At 36.8% G+C, this 17,279-nt stretch carries 18 protein-coding genes; 15 read left to right on the top strand and 3 right to left on the bottom strand.

Going from position 1 to position 17,279, the window contains the following annotated elements:
* Positions 1-86: 86 nt before the first annotated feature.
* Entirely contained in the window at positions 87-1,583 is a 1,497-nt protein-coding gene (locus C4E06_RS06215) for an ammonium transporter (protein ID WP_107667266.1), read from the bottom strand.
* A 238-nt stretch (positions 1,584-1,821) separates the two neighbouring features.
* Here C4E06_RS06215 and ribD point away from each other — a divergent pair, with 238 nt between their 5' ends.
* From ribD to C4E06_RS06180, 7 genes are all read left to right on the top strand, one after another.
* On the top strand, positions 1,822-2,904 hold the full coding sequence (gene ribD, locus C4E06_RS06210) for a bifunctional diaminohydroxyphosphoribosylaminopyrimidine deaminase/5-amino-6-(5-phosphoribosylamino)uracil reductase RibD (protein WP_107667265.1): 1,083 nt from the start codon (positions 1,822-1,824) through the stop codon (positions 2,902-2,904).
* Between the two features lie 136 nt (positions 2,905-3,040).
* The gene (locus C4E06_RS06205) at positions 3,041-4,708 is read left to right on the top strand and encodes a glycosyltransferase family 39 protein (protein WP_198648369.1); all 1,668 of its coding nucleotides are present in this window, start codon (positions 3,041-3,043) and stop codon (positions 4,706-4,708) included.
* A gap of 9 nt (positions 4,709-4,717) precedes the next feature.
* Positions 4,718-5,221: a hypothetical protein gene (locus C4E06_RS06200; protein ID WP_107667264.1), complete on the top strand. Its 504-nt coding sequence runs from the start codon at positions 4,718-4,720 to the stop codon at positions 5,219-5,221.
* Between the two features lie 75 nt (positions 5,222-5,296).
* The gene (locus C4E06_RS29485) at positions 5,297-5,476 is read left to right on the top strand and encodes an EF-hand domain-containing protein (RefSeq protein ID WP_198648373.1); all 180 of its coding nucleotides are present in this window, start codon (positions 5,297-5,299) and stop codon (positions 5,474-5,476) included.
* 76 nt (positions 5,477-5,552) lie between these two features.
* Entirely contained in the window at positions 5,553-5,729 is a 177-nt protein-coding gene (rpmF, locus tag C4E06_RS06190) for a 50S ribosomal protein L32 (protein WP_107667263.1), read from the top strand.
* A gap of 94 nt (positions 5,730-5,823) precedes the next feature.
* A complete protein-coding gene (locus C4E06_RS06185) occupies positions 5,824-6,486 on the top strand; it encodes a phytanoyl-CoA dioxygenase family protein (RefSeq protein ID WP_107667262.1) in 663 nt (220 codons plus the stop codon).
* A gap of 539 nt (positions 6,487-7,025) precedes the next feature.
* Complete coding sequence (locus C4E06_RS06180; RefSeq protein WP_107667261.1) at positions 7,026-7,940, top strand: YihY/virulence factor BrkB family protein; 915 nt, start codon at positions 7,026-7,028, stop codon at positions 7,938-7,940.
* Between the two features lie 13 nt (positions 7,941-7,953).
* Here the strand turns inward: C4E06_RS06180 and murG are convergent, their stop codons facing one another.
* A complete protein-coding gene (gene murG, locus C4E06_RS06175; RefSeq protein ID WP_107667260.1) occupies positions 7,954-9,000 on the bottom strand; it encodes an undecaprenyldiphospho-muramoylpentapeptide beta-N-acetylglucosaminyltransferase in 1,047 nt (348 codons plus the stop codon).
* Positions 9,001-9,074: 74 nt separating this feature from the next.
* Here murG and C4E06_RS06170 point away from each other — a divergent pair, with 74 nt between their 5' ends.
* Positions 9,075-9,845: a hypothetical protein gene (locus C4E06_RS06170; RefSeq protein ID WP_107667259.1), complete on the top strand. Its 771-nt coding sequence runs from the start codon at positions 9,075-9,077 to the stop codon at positions 9,843-9,845.
* A 49-nt stretch (positions 9,846-9,894) separates the two neighbouring features.
* Positions 9,895-11,448, top strand: a complete 1,554-nt coding sequence (ggt, locus tag C4E06_RS06165; protein WP_107667258.1) for a gamma-glutamyltransferase — start codon at positions 9,895-9,897, stop codon at positions 11,446-11,448.
* Between the two features lie 4 nt (positions 11,449-11,452).
* Here ggt and C4E06_RS06160 read toward each other — a convergent pair whose 3' ends face one another.
* Positions 11,453-11,893 (bottom strand): hypothetical protein, encoded by a 441-nt coding sequence (locus C4E06_RS06160; RefSeq protein ID WP_107667257.1) that lies wholly within the window; start codon positions 11,891-11,893, stop codon positions 11,453-11,455.
* 173 nt (positions 11,894-12,066) lie between these two features.
* On the opposite strand from C4E06_RS06160, the gene C4E06_RS06155 reads away from it, so the two are divergent.
* The 6 genes from C4E06_RS06155 to C4E06_RS06130 all read left to right on the top strand — a co-directional run bounded on the left by C4E06_RS06155 (position 12,067) and on the right by C4E06_RS06130 (position 16,491).
* Complete coding sequence (locus C4E06_RS06155) at positions 12,067-13,254, top strand: helix-turn-helix domain-containing protein (protein WP_107667256.1); 1,188 nt, start codon at positions 12,067-12,069, stop codon at positions 13,252-13,254.
* Positions 13,255-13,258: 4 nt separating this feature from the next.
* On the top strand, positions 13,259-14,137 hold the full coding sequence (locus tag C4E06_RS06150) for a mechanosensitive ion channel family protein (protein WP_107667307.1): 879 nt from the start codon (positions 13,259-13,261) through the stop codon (positions 14,135-14,137).
* A gap of 23 nt (positions 14,138-14,160) precedes the next feature.
* Complete coding sequence (locus tag C4E06_RS06145) at positions 14,161-14,589, top strand: MgtC/SapB family protein (protein WP_107667255.1); 429 nt, start codon at positions 14,161-14,163, stop codon at positions 14,587-14,589.
* 116 nt (positions 14,590-14,705) lie between these two features.
* Positions 14,706-15,680, top strand: coding sequence for an N-acetyltransferase (locus C4E06_RS06140; protein ID WP_107667254.1), 975 nt, complete (start codon positions 14,706-14,708; stop codon positions 15,678-15,680).
* Between the two features lie 74 nt (positions 15,681-15,754).
* Positions 15,755-16,030 (top strand): hypothetical protein, encoded by a 276-nt coding sequence (locus C4E06_RS06135; protein WP_107667253.1) that lies wholly within the window; start codon positions 15,755-15,757, stop codon positions 16,028-16,030.
* On the top strand, positions 16,027-16,491 hold the full coding sequence (locus C4E06_RS06130; protein ID WP_107667252.1) for a type II toxin-antitoxin system VapC family toxin: 465 nt from the start codon (positions 16,027-16,029) through the stop codon (positions 16,489-16,491). The genes C4E06_RS06135 and C4E06_RS06130 overlap by 4 nt, the downstream gene beginning before the upstream one ends.
* The last annotated feature ends 788 nt before the right edge of the window (positions 16,492-17,279 follow it).

Genomic DNA, 17,279 nt, shown 5'->3' with positions numbered 1-17,279 from the left:
ATCTGAGGAGAATCTGTGAGCTTTCTGAGAGAAAGATAAAAAAAAGTCCGCTATCATTGCGGACTCATCATTAAGATGGAAATGAATTACATTCCGGCACTGGTGGGAACATCGTCATTAATACCACGAGAACCGGTACTCCCGAAGCCATCGGGTTCTTTGACAAAACCATAATAAGCTTCCATGCCATGTTCTCCAATATCAAGACCATTGAGTTCTTCTTCAGCACTAACACGGATACCCATTGTGGCTTTAAGGACACTCCAAACAATGCCACTAAAGACAACCGTGAACACACCAATGGCAACGATACCAATAATTTGATTGATCAGTTGACCGATACCGCCACCGTAAAATAAACCGGCTTCGGTGTTAAATAAGCCAACGGCTAGGGTTCCCCAGATTCCATTGACTAAGTGAACCGAAATCGCCCCGACGGGATCATCTATTTTGAGAACCGAATCAATAATACTAACGGAATACACAACGATGACACCAGCCACCGCACCGATGATCACAGCCCCCCAATAGGATACGCCATTACAACCGGCGGTAATGCCCACTAATCCGGCGAGAATACCATTAATAATCATCGAAAGGTCAGGTTTACCGTCCTTTGCCCAAGCAGTGAAAGTGGCAGTAACCCCACCGGCCGCGGCCGCTAAGTTGGTGGTCACCGCAATGTAAGGAACCGCACTGTTAGCAGCTAGTTCAGAACCAGGGTTAAAGCCAAACCAACCAATCCAAAGAATGAGACAGCCTAACGTCGCAATACTCATGTTATGGCCAGGAATCGCTTGAGGACGACCATCTACATATTTACCCATTCTCGGGCCTAAGATCGCTGCCCCCATTAATGCAGCCCAACCCCCAACGGAGTGAACCACCGTAGAACCAGCAAAGTCACTAAATCCCAGGGCACCTAACCAACCGCCACTCCAAACCCAGTGACCTGTGATCGGGTAAGAAATCCCCACTAACAATAAACTGAAAATTAAGAAGTCAGTGAACTTGATCCGTTCGGCCACTGCCCCAGATACAATGGTGGCCGCCGTTCCAGCAAAAGCGGCTTGGAATAAAAAAGCCACCGACACAGGCAGTCCAACGGGAAAAGGTTCCAGGCCATAGGTCGCTGGTTCCCCACTGAGGAACCAACCCCCAGACCCAATAATGGGATTTTCAGGCCCGCCAAACATCAGAGAATAACCGATCGCCCAATAAGCAAGGGTGGCTAAGGCAAACACAATTAAGTTCTTAGCGAGGATATTAACAGCGTTTTTATGACGACAAAAGCCAGTTTCTAGCATCCCGAAACCCGCATTCATGAAGATGACGAGAATCGCCGCAATGAGTACCCAGATAGCGTTAAGGGTTCCTTGAAGTTGAATAATCGCCTCAGGAGTCGCTTCGGTAATCGCTAATATGTCAACTTCTACATCTTGAGCAACAACAGCCTTATTTAAAACAATCGTAATAATGGCTGCTAAAGGAATACAAGCAATCCAATAAGGGGAAAAGGATCTGGCGATCGTTTTTAACGGTTGCCAGCTAGGGACATCTTTTTTTGTTCGTGTTGATACCATTTTTAGGAGATGATTAACAAAATCATTAACACTGGAAATGACTAAATTGTTTATTAAACGTTTTTTTAGCAGTCACTTCCCTATTTAGTGTATAAACTCTAAAAAGAATTACCTAATTTCGTCAAGGTCACTTAATAATTTTCAGTGACTTTTCCCTATACCTGTCACAGAAATAACTGAGTTATCTTTAAGGGAATGAAATCATCAAGCCAGTCTTGACCTGATCATCGGAAATCCTATGAGCCTAGATAAAGTCGATAAACAGATGATGCAAAGATGCTTAACTTTAGCCCGTCGAGGGTTGGGTTATACGTCTCCTAACCCGATGGTGGGTGCAGTGATTGTTAAGGATGGGAAAATTGTTGGGGAGGGATTTCACCCCAAAGCAGGAGAACCCCATGCAGAGGTTTTCGCTTTGCGAGACGCAGGGGAAAATGCACAAGGAGCTACGGTTTATGTCAATTTAGAACCCTGTAACCACTATGGTCGTACCCCCCCCTGTACTGAGGCGTTAATTTCGGCTAAAGTGGCTAGGGTGGTGGTGGGGATGGTCGATCCTAACCCATTAGTCTCAGGAAAAGGCATTGCGAGATTAAAAGAGGCCGGCATAGCGGTTACCGTTGGGGTTGAAGAGGCAGACTGTCATCGTTTAAATGAAGGATTTTGTCACCGTATTCTTTATCATCAACCTTTTGGTATCTTGAAATATGCCATGACCCTTGATGGAAAAATTTCCACCAGTACGGGCCATAGTGCTTGGGTGACGGGAACAAAGTCTCGTCAGTTGGTTCATCAAACTAGGGCCGCTTGTGATGGGGTGATCGTTGGGGGAAATACGGTACGCCGAGATAATCCCCATTTGACCATTCATCAAGCCACCGGGGTTAATCCTTTGCGCGTGGTGATGAGTCGTAACTTCCACTTACCCGAAGACGCTAATCTTTGGAATGTTGAGATTGCACCAACCATTGTGTTTACGGAATGGGGCAAAAATCCGTCTTTACAAGCAAAATTACGAGATAAGGGGGTAGAAGTGATCGAATTATCTCCTTTAACTCCTTCTCAGGTTATGGATACCCTCTATGAACGACAATTATGCAGTGTTTTGTGGGAATGTGGTGGGGTGTTAGGGGCCCAAGCTATCAGGGAGGGGGTCATTCAAAAAATTATGGCCTTTATTGCCCCGAAAATCATCGGCGGTGTCTCTGCTGCTTCTCCTATCGGTGATTTAGGTTTAGACAAAATGTCTGATGCTTTATTATTAGAAAATATTAGTTTTCGTCAAGTGGATCAAGATTTTTTAGTTGAAGGATATTTATAGGTAATTTAGAATGCAGAATGTATAATTTAGAATTGAATATTATTTGTTTTGGACTTATCCCCAAAAATAAATTTTGAATTGAATTGAGCATTGTTAACCTCAGTTTATATAAAATGTCCTAACCTAATTAGCTATAATGACTTTACAAAAAAAAGTTTTTTTAAATCCTGTTTTTAATAAAAAGTTTCCCTTACTAGATGGGTTTCCATCAGTGGTTTCAATATTATTGCTCGGTTTATTATTTCGTTCCTTGATTGCTTTTTGGCTGTTACCGGGTTACGATGAGGGCTATTATTATCTTTATACTAAACATTTAGATTGGAGTTATTTTGATCATCCTCTTTTTGTTGCTTTAACCACTGGTTTCGGGATTTGGTTAACGGGAATTACATCCCCTTTTACTCTACGTATTGGCACTTTAATTTTATATACAGGCAGTTTATATTTATTATACTTAACAACTGCTAAATTATTTAGTCAAACAGCAGGAAAAATAACGTTAATCTTAGGATCAATTATTCCTATTTTTCAGTTAGGTTTTGGCATTATCACCCTTCCCGATAGTCCTTTGATTTTTTTTTGGTCGGCGGCTTTATATTGTGCTGTTGATGAGTTTTTTACGAAACGCAATCAAACTTATTTACCCAGTTATCGTCTCAGTATTTTAGGGGTTTTAATTGGATTAGCTTGTTTAAGTAAATATCATGGTTTTGTATTAGGATTTTGTTTAGTTGGCTTTTGTTTATGTAGTAATAATCACCGTAAAGCTTTAATCTCCCCTTGGACAATTTTAGGGTTATTCTTATTTATTGTAACTTTATTTCCTTTGTTATTTTGGAATTATCAACATGATTGGATCTCTTTAAAGTTTCAACTTTTTGATCGCTTTTTACCCGTACCCAATGCGCCTCAAAAATCTTATAATTTCCTCAATGCTTTAGGGGTTTTAGGAGTTAATATTGCTTTATTATTTCCTACCATTGGCTTTCCTTTATGGTGGGTAATGAGTAAAAGTTTATATTTTGATGGTTATCAATTATTATCTAAGAAAAAAAATGTTAGCAATTTAAACAATAAAAAATTGTTTATTTACTGGATATCTTTACCTTTAACCTTGGGATTAATTATATTAGGAGGTAAAGAACAAATATTAGTGACTTGGCCAATACCCGGTTATTGGGGCATGATTTTACTATTAGGATTTTATGGAGAACAATGGTTAAATAATTCAAAAATATGGGTCAAACGATGGTTATTTGGTAGCGCGATCGCCATTAATACTATTTTATTATTATTATTACTTCATTTGAACACAGGAACCTTATTTACATCGAGTCATAATGCTATAGTAGGAGGGTTTTTAACCCCTGAAACCGATCCCACAACTGAGTTAATTGATGTAGAAGAATTGAGAAAACAAGTAACAGAGTCTCCTCTATTATTGAACTATTTAAAACAGTCAGACTTTTTGTTTACAAATGCTTATTATTTAGCAGGATTAATTGATTTAGCATTAGAACCCTTACATGACATTCCTGTGACTTGTTTCAGTTATGATAGACGGGGTTTTGACTTTTGGCCCGATACGGATCAATGGATAGGAAAAAATGCCCTTTATATTACCTTAAAACGGTTTCATGAAATGCCAGAATTAACCAATGAATTCAGAGCCTTTTTTACAGAAATCAAAGAAATTGGTAAAATAGAAATTAAGCGAGGGGGTGTGGTTGTTAATGTTTTCTATTTCTATGAAGCTAACAACTTATTAAGACCTTATGTATCTACAGAAAACTCGATTCGATAATTTAAAAGAATGGGTAAATTTGGAGCAATTTATTTATCTTATAGTCGAGATAAATTTGACATAGAAGAAATTAAAAAGATTGCCTCTATTTTAGTTAAAGAAGGTTATCAATTTCCCGTTCGTTATCATCAAGAAACTCCTTGGATACAACTCTATATAGATGAACCAAAAAAGGTTGTTTCTTATAGTAAAGAAATCGCTCAAATTTTCCCTAATAAAAAAATATTAGGATTAGCAGCTTATACGGTATCAGATTCAGTCAGTTTTTGCTATTTTCAAGGAAACAAAATTATCCGTCTTTTACAATCAGGATTTATAATAGAAAGAAAATGGGAAATAATAGAAGGGAAAAAACAACCGTGGGAAGATACAATATTTAATAAGTTAACCCTAGAAATTGGTAAAATGGGAATGGTAAGTTATCATATTCATCAAATTGGAGTATTATTAAACTTACCAGGGTTTGGTATTCCTCGATCCGGCGAACCTTGGACCATACAAATTAGTCATTAATAGAGGAGTTACTAACCATGAACCTTCCCTTAAATCAACACGAAACCGAAGAATTAAAAAAAGTTTTTTGATGAAATTGATCAAGATAATAACGGTAAAATTGATCGAGAAGAATTAAAACAATTATTAGAAGCTATCTGGGGAAACAATACAGATTTTGATATTAGCAAAGCGGTTGAATCCACCTTTAATAAATGTGATCTTAATCAGGATGGTTTTATTACCTTTGATGAATTAGCTTCTTTAGCAGAATAAGATCCTATGAGTAGCAAGTCAACCAAAGAATACCGTATAATAGAAAGGTTGTGTAATTATTTTATGTTTAAGTCCTATGGCAGTCCCTAAGAAGAAAACATCCAACACCAAACGAGATCAACGCAAGGCCCACTGGAAACGGACCGCAGCCTTAGAAGCACAAAAAGCCTTATCTTTAGGTAAATCTGTTCTATCTGGCCGATCCAATAGTTTTGTTTATCCTCAAGATGAAGAGGAAAACGACGAAGAGTAAATATTCTCGTAAGATGATAGGCGATCGCTGTCTAGTTGATTTTTCCAAGATAGCGATCGCTTAATTATGCTTTCATGCCAACTTGAGATGATATATGAGTTTTTCACTTCTAGGCTATCAAATAATCAAAGATTGTTTTTCTCCCTCAGAATGTGATGAAATTAGCCGTAACATTGAAGATATTAACTTAGTCGGAACCCGTTGCTTATTACAGTATCAATGGTGTCAAAATTTGGCTAAAACGCTTCAACAAAAACTAATTAATTCCTTACCTAATATTAAAACATTAGTGCCTGTACAATGCACTTATTTTAACAAATCTATATCTAATAATTGGTTTGTTGCCTTTCATCAAGATCGAAGTATTCCTATTTCTTCAAATGTATCTCATAAATTGCCAGGTTGGTCACAAAAAGAAGGTATGACTTTTATTCATGGACCAGATAATATCCTTAAGACTATGATAGCTGTTAGGGTACATCTTGATGATTCTACCAACAAGAACGGCCCTTTACGGGTTATTCCCTGTTCTCATCATCATGGAAGTTTAAAACCGAAAAAAATTAATCAGTTAAAACAGTCAACTCCTGAACAAACGCTATTAGTAACAAAAGGAGACATTATTATTATGCGGCCGTTGTTACTTCACGCTTCTTCTAAATCTTCTACTTTGTTATCAAGGCGTGTCCTTCATTTTCTTTTTGGTCCTAAAATATTACCCAACGGTTTAGAATGGCCGCATCATATTGAGTTTTAATCAAGTTCTCACAAAAAGTCAAAAAAGTAGAACAGTGTATCCTCAATATTAAGTATTAAACTGGTGAGTGGTCACTGATATTAATCTAATTCTTCAGATTCTATCTTAGTTTATTGGCGTATAATTGTCATATTATGTTCCTTAAGATTAATCAATTGCTCTAATTTGGGTACTATTTAGATTAGTGTAATTTAAAATAAATATTGTTAGGACTATACAACTAATAGAATTATCCTAACTTAAGGTTTTATGGATATAAAAAAGATTAATAAATGGTTGTATAAACCAACTATAGAAGAGTGGAACTAAATAAACCAATCTTATTGATGTAATAATTAAGTTATTGTTAGAATTTATTTCTCTTATATAAATATTTTTGTTCTGGAACAAAAACATAATCAACCAGTCTATCTAAGTAAACTATTAACTTAAGTTAAACTTTTATCTAAACTATGAATCCAAATAAATTATATAATCGAATTTTTGGTAAATTAACTATAATCTAAATATTTATCATTATAAATCTTGAATATATAACCGTGATTGAATTTGTCCAAAATCGAATACTATCATCAAAAATAGTACAGTTATTCACCCGTACCGTTATAAAATGGCAACAAGACGACTGTATAGAAATGGGGGCAGCCTTGTCCTATTATGCCATTTTTTCTCTGTTCCCTATCTTGCTGGTCATTTTAAGTATCACTGGTTTAATCTTAGGACCTGATACTAATGCTTATACTCAAATTTTAGTCTTTGCGAAAAGAGCATTACCCATAGAAGCTTATCGTATTGTAGAAAGTACCTTAGTTCAATTAAACGAAAGTAGCTTAGGGGCAGGAATTATCGGTTTTTCTATTTTATTCATAACCGCAAGTCGTATTTTTCGTGCGTTGGGTCGTGCCGTTGATAAAATATGGAAAGTCCATCATCGTCAATCTCATCGTAATGGCTGGATTTGGACAGTTATTAATTTTATTAAAAATCAAATTATTGCCTTTTTCTTAGTCTTAATTTCAACTGCTTTACTTTTAGTTTCTTTACTGTCTAATATCGCCTTGAAAGTGGTTTTAAAAATCATTAAAAATGTGGAACAAGTGATTACCTGGTTCCGCATTGATGAAGCCTTTTTATGGAATAGTTTACAACTAGGTGTTACCTTTTTTCTCTTGACTTCTGTGGTCATGATTCTCTATAAAACCCTACCTGCAACTAAAGTTAAATGGAGTGATATTTGGATAGGTGCTTTGATTTCTGTTAGTTTATTTTCCCTCCTTCAAAGTTTAGTGAGTAATGGAGTAATTCGCATTGGTGAACAATTTAGAGCTTACGGTATTGTCGGGGGATTTATGGTACTTTTATTATGGATTTTCTTGACTTGTCAAATCTTCTTTTTAGGTTGCGAATTCACCTATGTTTATACTCATTTATTTGGCAGTCGTCAAGATAAATAAATGACCCAAAATCTTAAAGACTTTCTCGTATTAACTTAGCTAATTGTTCCGCACTATCCATAACCGCTAACTCCGAACTTTTTTGCGACATTTCCTTTAGTTTATCGGGATTTTTCAATAAATCTACAACTAAATTAGTTAACTTTTCATCCGTCAACTCTTTTTGTTGATAACAATAAGCCGCCCCTGCTTTAACAAACACTTGAGCATTAAAAGATTGATGATCTTCTGCTGCAAAAGGATAAGGAATTAAGATGGCAGGAGTCTGAGTAATGGCTAATTCTGTTAAGGTTCCTGCACCAGCACGACTCACCGCTAAATCGGCTCTTTGTAAAAGTCCAGCCATGTTATCATAGAAGGGCAAAGAAATATATTGAGGATGTTGAAAACTATCAGCATCAGGGTCATTTTTTCCAGTTAAATGTACCACATAAGCCCCCATTTCTAACCAACTCAGAACAGATTGACGCACCAATTGATTAACTGAAACAGCCCCTTGAGACCCTCCAATCACGGCGATTAAAGGCACATTGTCAGGAATATTTAAGTCTAAAGGTTGGGGTGTATAAAACTGCGATCGCACAGGGGTACTTACCCAAATAGTTGAAGTATTGGGTAAATATTTTTCAGTACCTTCAAATCCCAAAGCAACCGTATGACAAAAGCGACTTAATAACTTAGTTACCTTACCTGGAATATAATTAGATTCGTGAAGAATTGCCGGAATTCCTGATAACTTCGCCGCTAAAATAGCAGGACTGGCAATATATCCCCCAGTGGTAAACACCCCGTCAATGTTTTCTCGTTCAATCAGTTTCTTGACTTCAAAAACCGAACCCACTAACCCTAATAAAATTTGTAACTTTTTAATAGGAGAACGGGTTTGAAAGCCCTCAACAGAGATAGAATGAAAAGGATAGCGATCGCCGATTAAACTCTGTTCCAAACGGTTAGGGGTTCCTAACCATTGAATCTCGTAATCTGATAGTTTTTCTGCTACTCCCACAGCAGGAAAAACATGACCCCCAGTCCCACTGGCTGCGATTAATAAACGTGCCATAAAAACAAAATATTCGTTACAATAAAGAGAAAATCCTGTATGGTTAATCAGGATAGTTCACAAAAGGTAGACGTATGATGTATCGCCGTTGGTTCCTCTCTGTTATAATCGGTCTCAGTGTGAGTTTAGGAACTCATTTAAGCCTACGGGCCCAAAGTCCTGACACTGCACCCGTGGAATTAAAAGCCCTGATCACTCAGATAGATGCGGCAGGGAATCGACAAGATATCGAACGTATTCGCTCCTTATACAGTGACCAATATGTAACCGCCGACGGGTTAATGTTAAATGAATTTACCCAAGGGTTGCAACAACTGTGGGAACAATATCCCGATTTGAACTACACAACCGAACTGTTATCCTGGGAAAAAAAAGCCACCGGTTGGGTTGCTGAAACCTTAACCACCGTAACCGGAAATCGGCAAGAAGGGGGTCGAAAGATTCAACTCGAAAGCAAAATTAAATCCCGTCAAACCTTCCAAGAGGATAAATTGGTTCGTCAGGAAATTTTAAACGAAGAAACGAGATTAACCGCCGGAGAAAACCCCCCAGAAGTGACCGTAAATGTACCAGAAACGGTCAAAGTAGGGGAAAGCTTTGATTTTGATGTCATTGTTGATGAACCCTTGAGTGATGAGTTATTAGCCGGAATGGCCACCACCGAAGCCATAAAAAGCGATCGCTACTTAGATCCTGCCACCATGCAACTAGAATTATTACAGTCGGGAGGCTTATTTAAACGAGTTCCTGCTGGTGAAACCCCCGAAAATCGCTGGCTTTCTGCCATTTTAGTCCGTAGTGGTGGAATTACTGTGGTCACTCATCGAGTCCGAATCATGGATTGATAAAATTAGGGGTTAATTCAGTCGTTGAAGTGTTAGCAAGCTCAAATTGATGAATCGAAAAACCCACGGAGCGATCGCCGCCGGACATCCTAAAACAGCCCAAGCCGGTCAAATTATGTTTGAATTGGGAGGAAATGCCTTTGATGCAGCGATCGCTGCTATGTTAGCTTCTTTTGTCGTCGAATCTACCTTAACCTCCTCGGCCGGCGGAGGCTTTTTATTAGCCCATACCCACGATAAACAAAGTATTTTATTTGATTTTTTTTGTCAGACGCCTCGGATGAAAAAATCCGTTGAAGAGATTGATTTTTATCCCGTGAGTCTTAACTTTGGTGGGGCAACCCAAGTGTTTCATATTGGTCGGGGTTCCGTTGCTATTCCGAGTAGTTTAATGGGATTATTTGAGGTTCATCAGCAACTGGGCAAGTTACCCTTTTCTGTACTCATAGAACCCGCCATTGACTATGCTAGAAATGGGTATGAAGTCACCCCTTATAATCGCGTAACGTTCGAAGTTTTAGAACCCATTTTAAGGGCTTCTCACGAGTCTCAACAATTATATTTATCCAATAATCAGTTATTAAACATAGGAGACAGAGCCTATGTCAAAGATTTTGCCAATGTGTTAGAAACCTTGGCTAAAAAAGGTATTCAAGAATTTTATCAAGGTGATATCGCTCATCAAATGTTGAACGATATGAAAGACGGCGGTTATTTAACCCAAGAGGATTTAACCTCTTATCGTGTCATAAAAAGAAAGCCTCTGCAAATTAACTATAGAGGTTATCAATTATTAACCAATCCCCCTCCCAGTTCAGGGGGTATTTTAATTAATTATGCTCTTAAACTTCTAGAAACTGTTGATTTAAAGGGTTATGAGTTTGGCAGTAAAAACCATCTCCAATTATTAGCAACCGTCATGGCATTAACGAACGATGCGAGAAAAATCAACTATGATAATTATGTGTATGCAGATAATATAATTGGTCAATTTTTAAGTCAAAAAAACCTTCTTGAGTCTCAAAATAAGTTACAACAAACCATTAATAAATGGGGCAGTACCACTCATATTAGTGTCATTGATGAAGAAGGGAATGCAGCCAGTGTGACCAACTCTAATGGAGAGGGGTCAGCTTATGTGATTCCTAATACGGGAATTATGCTCAATAATATGTTAGGAGAAGCGGATTTAAATCCCCTAGGGTTCCATTGTTGGCCCTGTAATTGTCGTATTTCTTCGATGATGTCTCCGACCCTTATTCTTAAAGAAGGAAAACCAGAAATCGTTTTAGGCTCAGGTGGCTCAAACCGCATTAGAACCGCTCTTTTACAGGTCATTTCTAACTTATTAGATTTTAATTTTTCTCTAGAAGAAGCCATTAACAAGCCCAGAATTCACTGGGAAAATAACCTGTTTAATCTCGAACCAACAGAACCATTAGCAACCCTTGAAAACCTACAATTACCTCCTAATACAAAGATTATTCCTTGGCAAGAATTGAGTATGTTTTTTGGAGGGGTTCATGGGGTCAGATTCACAGATAATCATTCTTTAGAAGCTATAGGAGATATCCGCAGGGCAGGAGTTGGCATTATTTGTTAGATTCTTACTCTACATGATACAGAGAAGCCCCCGGCCGTTCCTGTCCCCATTTCATCAGTTGGTCTAAAACAGAACGAGGAACCCCAGAGCGACGAGAAGCACCATTAAGGCCCGCTCCCCGTCGTAACAAGTTAATGGCAGTTTGTACTTTTCGGTACATCTTGGTTCCATATCCAATCTGTTTTTTATCGTGGGCCACCACTAACCCATAGGCAATATCATTGGCAATTTGAATGGATATCTCTTGGGCGAGTCTTCTTTTGGTTTCTTGAACAGAGGGAGGATGAACATTGCGCGTCTTTTCATAGGGAACTTGAGGAAGAGTGAGTGCGTCTTTCTTTATATCCCCTTTATTGACTAAAACAGAGGTTTGAACCCCTGATGCGACCTCTATAAAACTGCTGAATATCGAGCTAGTTAATAAAAGACAAGTTAGATATTTCATAGAGCAATTGAACCCACTGAAAAGGTGGGTTGGTGTGTGTTGGGTAGAAATAAGTTTGTTGTTTAATGTAACAAATATTTAGACTTCGAGCTAAAAAGTTTTTTATGAGTCCCTAAATAAGCTATAAGATTTGAGTATAGTAGAGATAAATTATTATCCATGCAAATCTAACAATGCTTGCAAAACTGCAAAATTGGCTGATTAAACAGTCCAATGTTCTCTTTTCTTGGAAAACAGAAGACTCTAATCATATCCCAAAACCCAAACCGTCACCCCGTGAATTACCAGCCAATATCAAACAACAAATACAAGACAAAATTAATCATTTAGATAATAATCCGACAGAAGAAGAAGCTATTATAGAAACCCTCGATAATGCTTTTGAACGTTGGTTAAATAATCCAGAAACTGCAGATAACTCAGTGGTTATCTTAAGTAGTCCCGTTACTGCTGTTTCTCCTCTAATAGCAGATAGCATCAAACAATGGTCATTACAAAAACAAATAGTTATCAAGGTGTTACCTTTAGATGGTAGACCCACTGATATGAAGCGTATTGTCTCTATTTTAGAAGATTTTTTACAAGAACAGGAGCAAAATATAAAAACTAAACAGGATATTTCAGAAATATTTGTTATTCCTAATCTTGATTTTTGTTTTCTTCGTTCTGTAGAAGGATTAGATACCATTGAATATTTACAATCTTTGTTTTGTCAACATCCACAACAGCGTTTTTGGATTATTGGGGCTAATGAAGTGAGTTGGCAATATTTAAATTTAGTGAGCAATATTTCTGCTTTTTGTGGTGAAGTTTTTGTCTTACCTAAACTTTCTCCAGAAACGTTACAAGAGTGGCTGAATCCTATTATTGAATCCTTTGATATTGGCTTAGATAAATTTAAAATAGAACAACAAATTTTAGAAGATACAGGAGAAACGAATCAAGACGATTGGAAAAAATATTTTGAGCATTTAGCCGATATTTCTGAGGGAGGAAGTATTGTTACTGCACAGCTTTTTCTCAATTCTATCTATCAAAAAAAAGAAACAGAAGAAGGAGAAGAATCAGAAGAAACTGAAGAGAAATTACTAACCAACTATCCCGAATTATCTGACTTACCTTTGATAAATTTTCCTGAGCAATACATTTTATATTCCTTATTATTACATGGCAGTTTAACCTTATCAGATTTAGCAGAAAGTTTAGGAGATGACAAAGGAGAAGTAACGGGAAAAGTACAAGTTTTACGCCGTCAAGGGCTGATTCAAAAGCATAATCAAATGTTAACCATTAATCCTTATCATTATCCTAAATTAAAACAAAAATTATCGAGTAATAATTTTATTATGAATGGAGAATAAAACCATGAATCATTTCCTAATTCAAATTAATTATCAACTCTATTGGTTAGCACAATCATCTTTGAGTGAAATTCAAGATAACTCAGACAACGATATTATTTCCGAACTTACTATCAATAAAGTCATTCAGGGAATATTGATTTTAGTTAGTGCTTATTCCCTTTTAAAAATTGTCGATAAACTCATTCTTTGGTTATCAGAAAGAATTGCCAAACGATGGCGTTTGAGAGTCAAGCAATTTTTACCTTTCTTAAGAATGTTTGTCTTAGTCATCACCGTTATCATTCTGATGAATCTCTTTTTTCATCTATCAAGAGACAATATTATTGCTGTAACCGGGACCGTGGCAGTGGCCTTGGGTTTTGCTTTTAAAGACTATGCTAGTTCTATTATTGCTGGCATTGTGGGTTTGTTTGAATCCCCCTATGATGTGGGCGATCGTGTTAAAATAGGAGACCATTATGGTGAAGTTATTAGTTATGGTCTTCGAGCCATTAAACTACAAACCCCCGATGATAATTTAGTCACCATTCCCCATAATAAAATTTGGACAGAAGCAGTGTCTAATGCCAATGCAGGAGCCTTAGAAGCGCAAGTCGTGACGGAGTTTTATTTTGCTCACGAAACCGATGTTAATGTAGTGCAGAAACTCCTCTATCGGGTTGCCCATACTAGCAAATATACTGCTTTAAAATTACCCATTTTAGTCATTATTGAAGAAAAACCTTGGGGAACTTTATTTAAGCTCAAATCCTATCCTTTAGACGCAAGGGATGAATTTATTTACAAAACGGATTTAACCACCAGGGCAAAAGAAGCCTTTGCTAAACATAAATTAACCTATCCCCGTATCTTTGAGATGGAAAATACAGCATTAGAATAGTTTAAATATGAGGATTAAAACCATTGTCCGAACCCTCTGCTTTTGCTCCTGTTAACGAATTAACTCTGATTGCTCGCTTGGGTTTAGCCTTGTTAGCCGGGGCTATTATCGGCACAGAAAGGGAAACCAAAAATAAAGCTGCTGGTTTGCGGACTCATATTTTAGTCAGTTTTGGGGCGGCTATGTTTGTTCTCATTCCGATTCAACTCGGTGCTGCTCAACAAAACCCAGACATTCTCGGACGAACCATCTCTGGAATTATTGGAGGGGTCAGTTTTATCGGTGCAGGAACTATTTTACGGAGTTCGAGGGTTCATGGTTTGACTTCTGCGGCCGCTATTTGGGTATCATCCGCTTTAGGGACGGCCATGGGTTGTGGTTTGTGGTTATTAGGGATAACAGGCACTATAGTGGCATTGATTGTCCTCAGACTTTTAGCTAAATTGGAGTGAACAGTTATTCTTTAACCAGTTATTTTCTGCTCTTGACTTATTTTGTTGATTAACTGTAGATTCTCGTGAAATGTTTTGTAAAAACGAAACTGTAATCATTAATCCGTAATTAACAAATGTATCAGCAACGACGAGGAACTCTTAAAGATGCTACCGCCATCGCTCCTCTTTGGCAAAGTTTTCTTCAACAAAGAACCAAATATGATCCTTCCCTAATTCTCAAATCCCATTTTGACTACCTATCTTATGTCAAGAAAAAATTAGCCTCCCCATCTATCTATAGTTTTCTGTTGGAGTATGAAGAAACCCAGGATATTGTCGGGTTTTTATTCACTTATGTTCACGATGAAACCCCTAGTTTAGACTATGAAGATGTTAATGATAGCCCTTTTTTGCCTCGTCGTATGGGTGGAGCAATGGGGATGTATATTCAACCACAACATCGTAAACCTGAAGCCATTACTTTATTAGTTGAAAATGCGATCACTTTGGCTGAAAAACTGAAACTTAGTGATCTTGATTTACTGATTAGTATTGAACAAACTGGGGTTCAAAAGTTACTTGAAAGGTTTGGGTTTAAAAAAGCAGCCATTCAATACAGCCAACATTATGACATCAGCGATCAAGATTTACCTCCCTTACAAAACCCTATATCTGAAAATATAGCGGTTCAAATGCCACAACCTGCAATGATTCCTTTACGAGATCCTAAAACACAACAACCTATTATTAACCCCCAAGGAAAACAGGTCTTTTTACACTCAGTTAAAAATCAGTTAGGAGAGACTTTAAAAAGTAGTAATGGTTTACCGATATATCCTACGCCATTACGAGATCCTCAAAGTCAAGAATGGGTTTTCGATGCCGAGGGAAACTTAGTTACTTGTCCCGTTTTGTTAGATAACAATAATAACATCGTCGAATATCAAGGAATACCTGTTTTTTGTCCTCCTTTATATGAACGTTTCGGAGATAAGTTAATTTTGAAAAAAAATGATCAAGGTAACTATTTATTTGCAGAAGTTGATACCAATAAAGATGGAACTATTAAGCGATCGCCTGACGGAAAACCTTTGTTTAAATCCTCTTAATAGATTGGTGATATAATCATGATAAGGGCTTAATATTATTAAGCCCCTACGGACTTTATTCAAGGTGATTAAAGATGCAACATAAACCCCATTCTAATCTCGATCACGAAGAATACCCCGAACCTGTGGGTGAATTACTCCCGGAAATGAAACATTATGGACGCACAAGAGAAGAACAAATTAGAATTAATCAAGAAGGAATCGAAATGATGCGAAAATGGAGGGAAAAAGCGACACAGCGTCAAGAAAATTTAACACCAGAAGAAAAACAAAAAGAGTTAGAAGCATGGAAAATGGTAGAAGAAACCATTGACACATATCGCAATAGAAAGTTATTTGATCAAAAATGATTATTTTTCTGGATACTAACATTTTAGGTAAACTTTCTAATCCTAACGATCATCCAGATGCAGTTCAATGCAAAGTTTGGTTTGAGCGTCTATTAGCAAGGTGGGTTTATTTTGTTTCCTCAGAACTTTGCTTTTATGAATTAAAACGAAGTTTAATTTTATCAGTTAAACAGGGAAATGATGCAGAAGGACTAAATCAAGCGAACAATTTAAGACAGTTTATTGATGTTTTAATTGTTGATGAAGAAGTGGCTAATATAGCTGCAGAAATTTGGTCAACTTCTCGTTTACAAGGAAACCCAACCGCAGCCAATAACTCGTTAGATATTGATATCATCATTGCTGCTCATTGGCAATTATTAGTTAACAAGTTTCCGGGTAGATATATTGTTGTTAGTACCACCAATCTTAAGCATCTTAGGTTATTTACAGAAGCAGAAGAATGGCAAAATATTAATTAATTCGTAGGGTGGGCAAAACTCAACCTATCTCTACTCCTCCTCTCATATTTTTACCTTTTGCCCACCTTACCCTCGACAAAAAATAAGTGAATCTTATTTAAAATAAAAACATTATACAAAATAAAAAATTTTGACTCTCTTAACATTACGCAATGTGTGAAAATTATTATCAATAAGCAACGAAGTTACGGGCTTGTGGTATGATAAACAAGATTAAACATCTACAGCACGTCTGTCTAATTTTGAAATAGCTGTAAATATTCCTAATTTTTCGTTATAGGTTAGTCGGCGATCGCTACAAAACCCTTCTTTTGCTAGAAAAATCGAAACTTTTTTGACCAAGTGTACTAAATTATTGTAAAGGAATATAAAGCTACTCTTGACAAAAAAGTAAAAATAACAGTAGGGGTCAACGGCCGTTGACCCCTACAAATATCAATCATCATATCCGTGACCTATTTATCAGTAATTTCACGGATAGTTAATTAATAATTGATGAATTTATGGAATGTTGAATTGATCAGCATTTGCACTATTTTGCTTCATCAAATCTTTAAAATAGGGACAATTACTTTACAGAAACTTTATAATTTATTTGTTAATCTTCCGTGTATTTACTGATAGATTATGTTCGTAAGTGACCTGGAAAAACTGATAAGAGTGTGTTATCGTGTCAGTACATTTTCTTATTAATCTCAACACAGTTTATTTGTTGTATTTTGTTTTTGTTCCCTAATATTTTTTAATTACGTAGGGGTTTAATACGATTAAACCCATGTATAGGTTTC

Source organism: Cyanothece sp. BG0011 (assembly GCF_003013815.1).
GTDB lineage: Bacteria > Cyanobacteriota > Cyanobacteriia > Cyanobacteriales > Microcystaceae > Crocosphaera.
The sequence above is the reverse complement of the archived record's forward strand: the minus strand, read 5'-3'. Positions and strand labels throughout refer to the sequence as shown.

Bases quoted from the DNA above. Each gene is read 5' to 3' on its own strand.
- C4E06_RS06215 (WP_107667266.1), bottom strand. From the start codon at position 1,583: ATGGTATCAACACGAACAAAAAAAGATGTCCCTAGCTGGCAACCGTTA.
- ribD (WP_107667265.1), top strand. From the start codon at position 1,822: ATGAGCCTAGATAAAGTCGATAAACAGATGATGCAAAGATGCTTAACT.
- C4E06_RS06205 (WP_198648369.1), top strand. From the start codon at position 3,041: ATGACTTTACAAAAAAAAGTTTTTTTAAATCCTGTTTTTAATAAAAAG.
- ggt (WP_107667258.1), top strand. From the start codon at position 9,895: ATGAATCGAAAAACCCACGGAGCGATCGCCGCCGGACATCCTAAAACA.
- murG (WP_107667260.1), bottom strand. From the start codon at position 9,000: ATGGCACGTTTATTAATCGCAGCCAGTGGGACTGGGGGTCATGTTTTT.
- C4E06_RS06160 (WP_107667257.1), bottom strand. From the start codon at position 11,893: ATGAAATATCTAACTTGTCTTTTATTAACTAGCTCGATATTCAGCAGT.
- C4E06_RS06130 (WP_107667252.1), top strand. From the start codon at position 16,027: ATGATTATTTTTCTGGATACTAACATTTTAGGTAAACTTTCTAATCCT.
- C4E06_RS06170 (WP_107667259.1), top strand. From the start codon at position 9,075: ATGATGTATCGCCGTTGGTTCCTCTCTGTTATAATCGGTCTCAGTGTG.
- C4E06_RS06140 (WP_107667254.1), top strand. From the start codon at position 14,706: ATGTATCAGCAACGACGAGGAACTCTTAAAGATGCTACCGCCATCGCT.
- C4E06_RS06200 (WP_107667264.1), top strand. From the start codon at position 4,718: ATGGGTAAATTTGGAGCAATTTATTTATCTTATAGTCGAGATAAATTT.
- C4E06_RS06155 (WP_107667256.1), top strand. From the start codon at position 12,067: ATGCTTGCAAAACTGCAAAATTGGCTGATTAAACAGTCCAATGTTCTC.
- C4E06_RS06150 (WP_107667307.1), top strand. From the start codon at position 13,259: ATGAATCATTTCCTAATTCAAATTAATTATCAACTCTATTGGTTAGCA.
- C4E06_RS06135 (WP_107667253.1), top strand. From the start codon at position 15,755: ATGCAACATAAACCCCATTCTAATCTCGATCACGAAGAATACCCCGAA.
- C4E06_RS06185 (WP_107667262.1), top strand. From the start codon at position 5,824: ATGAGTTTTTCACTTCTAGGCTATCAAATAATCAAAGATTGTTTTTCT.
- rpmF (WP_107667263.1), top strand. From the start codon at position 5,553: ATGGCAGTCCCTAAGAAGAAAACATCCAACACCAAACGAGATCAACGC.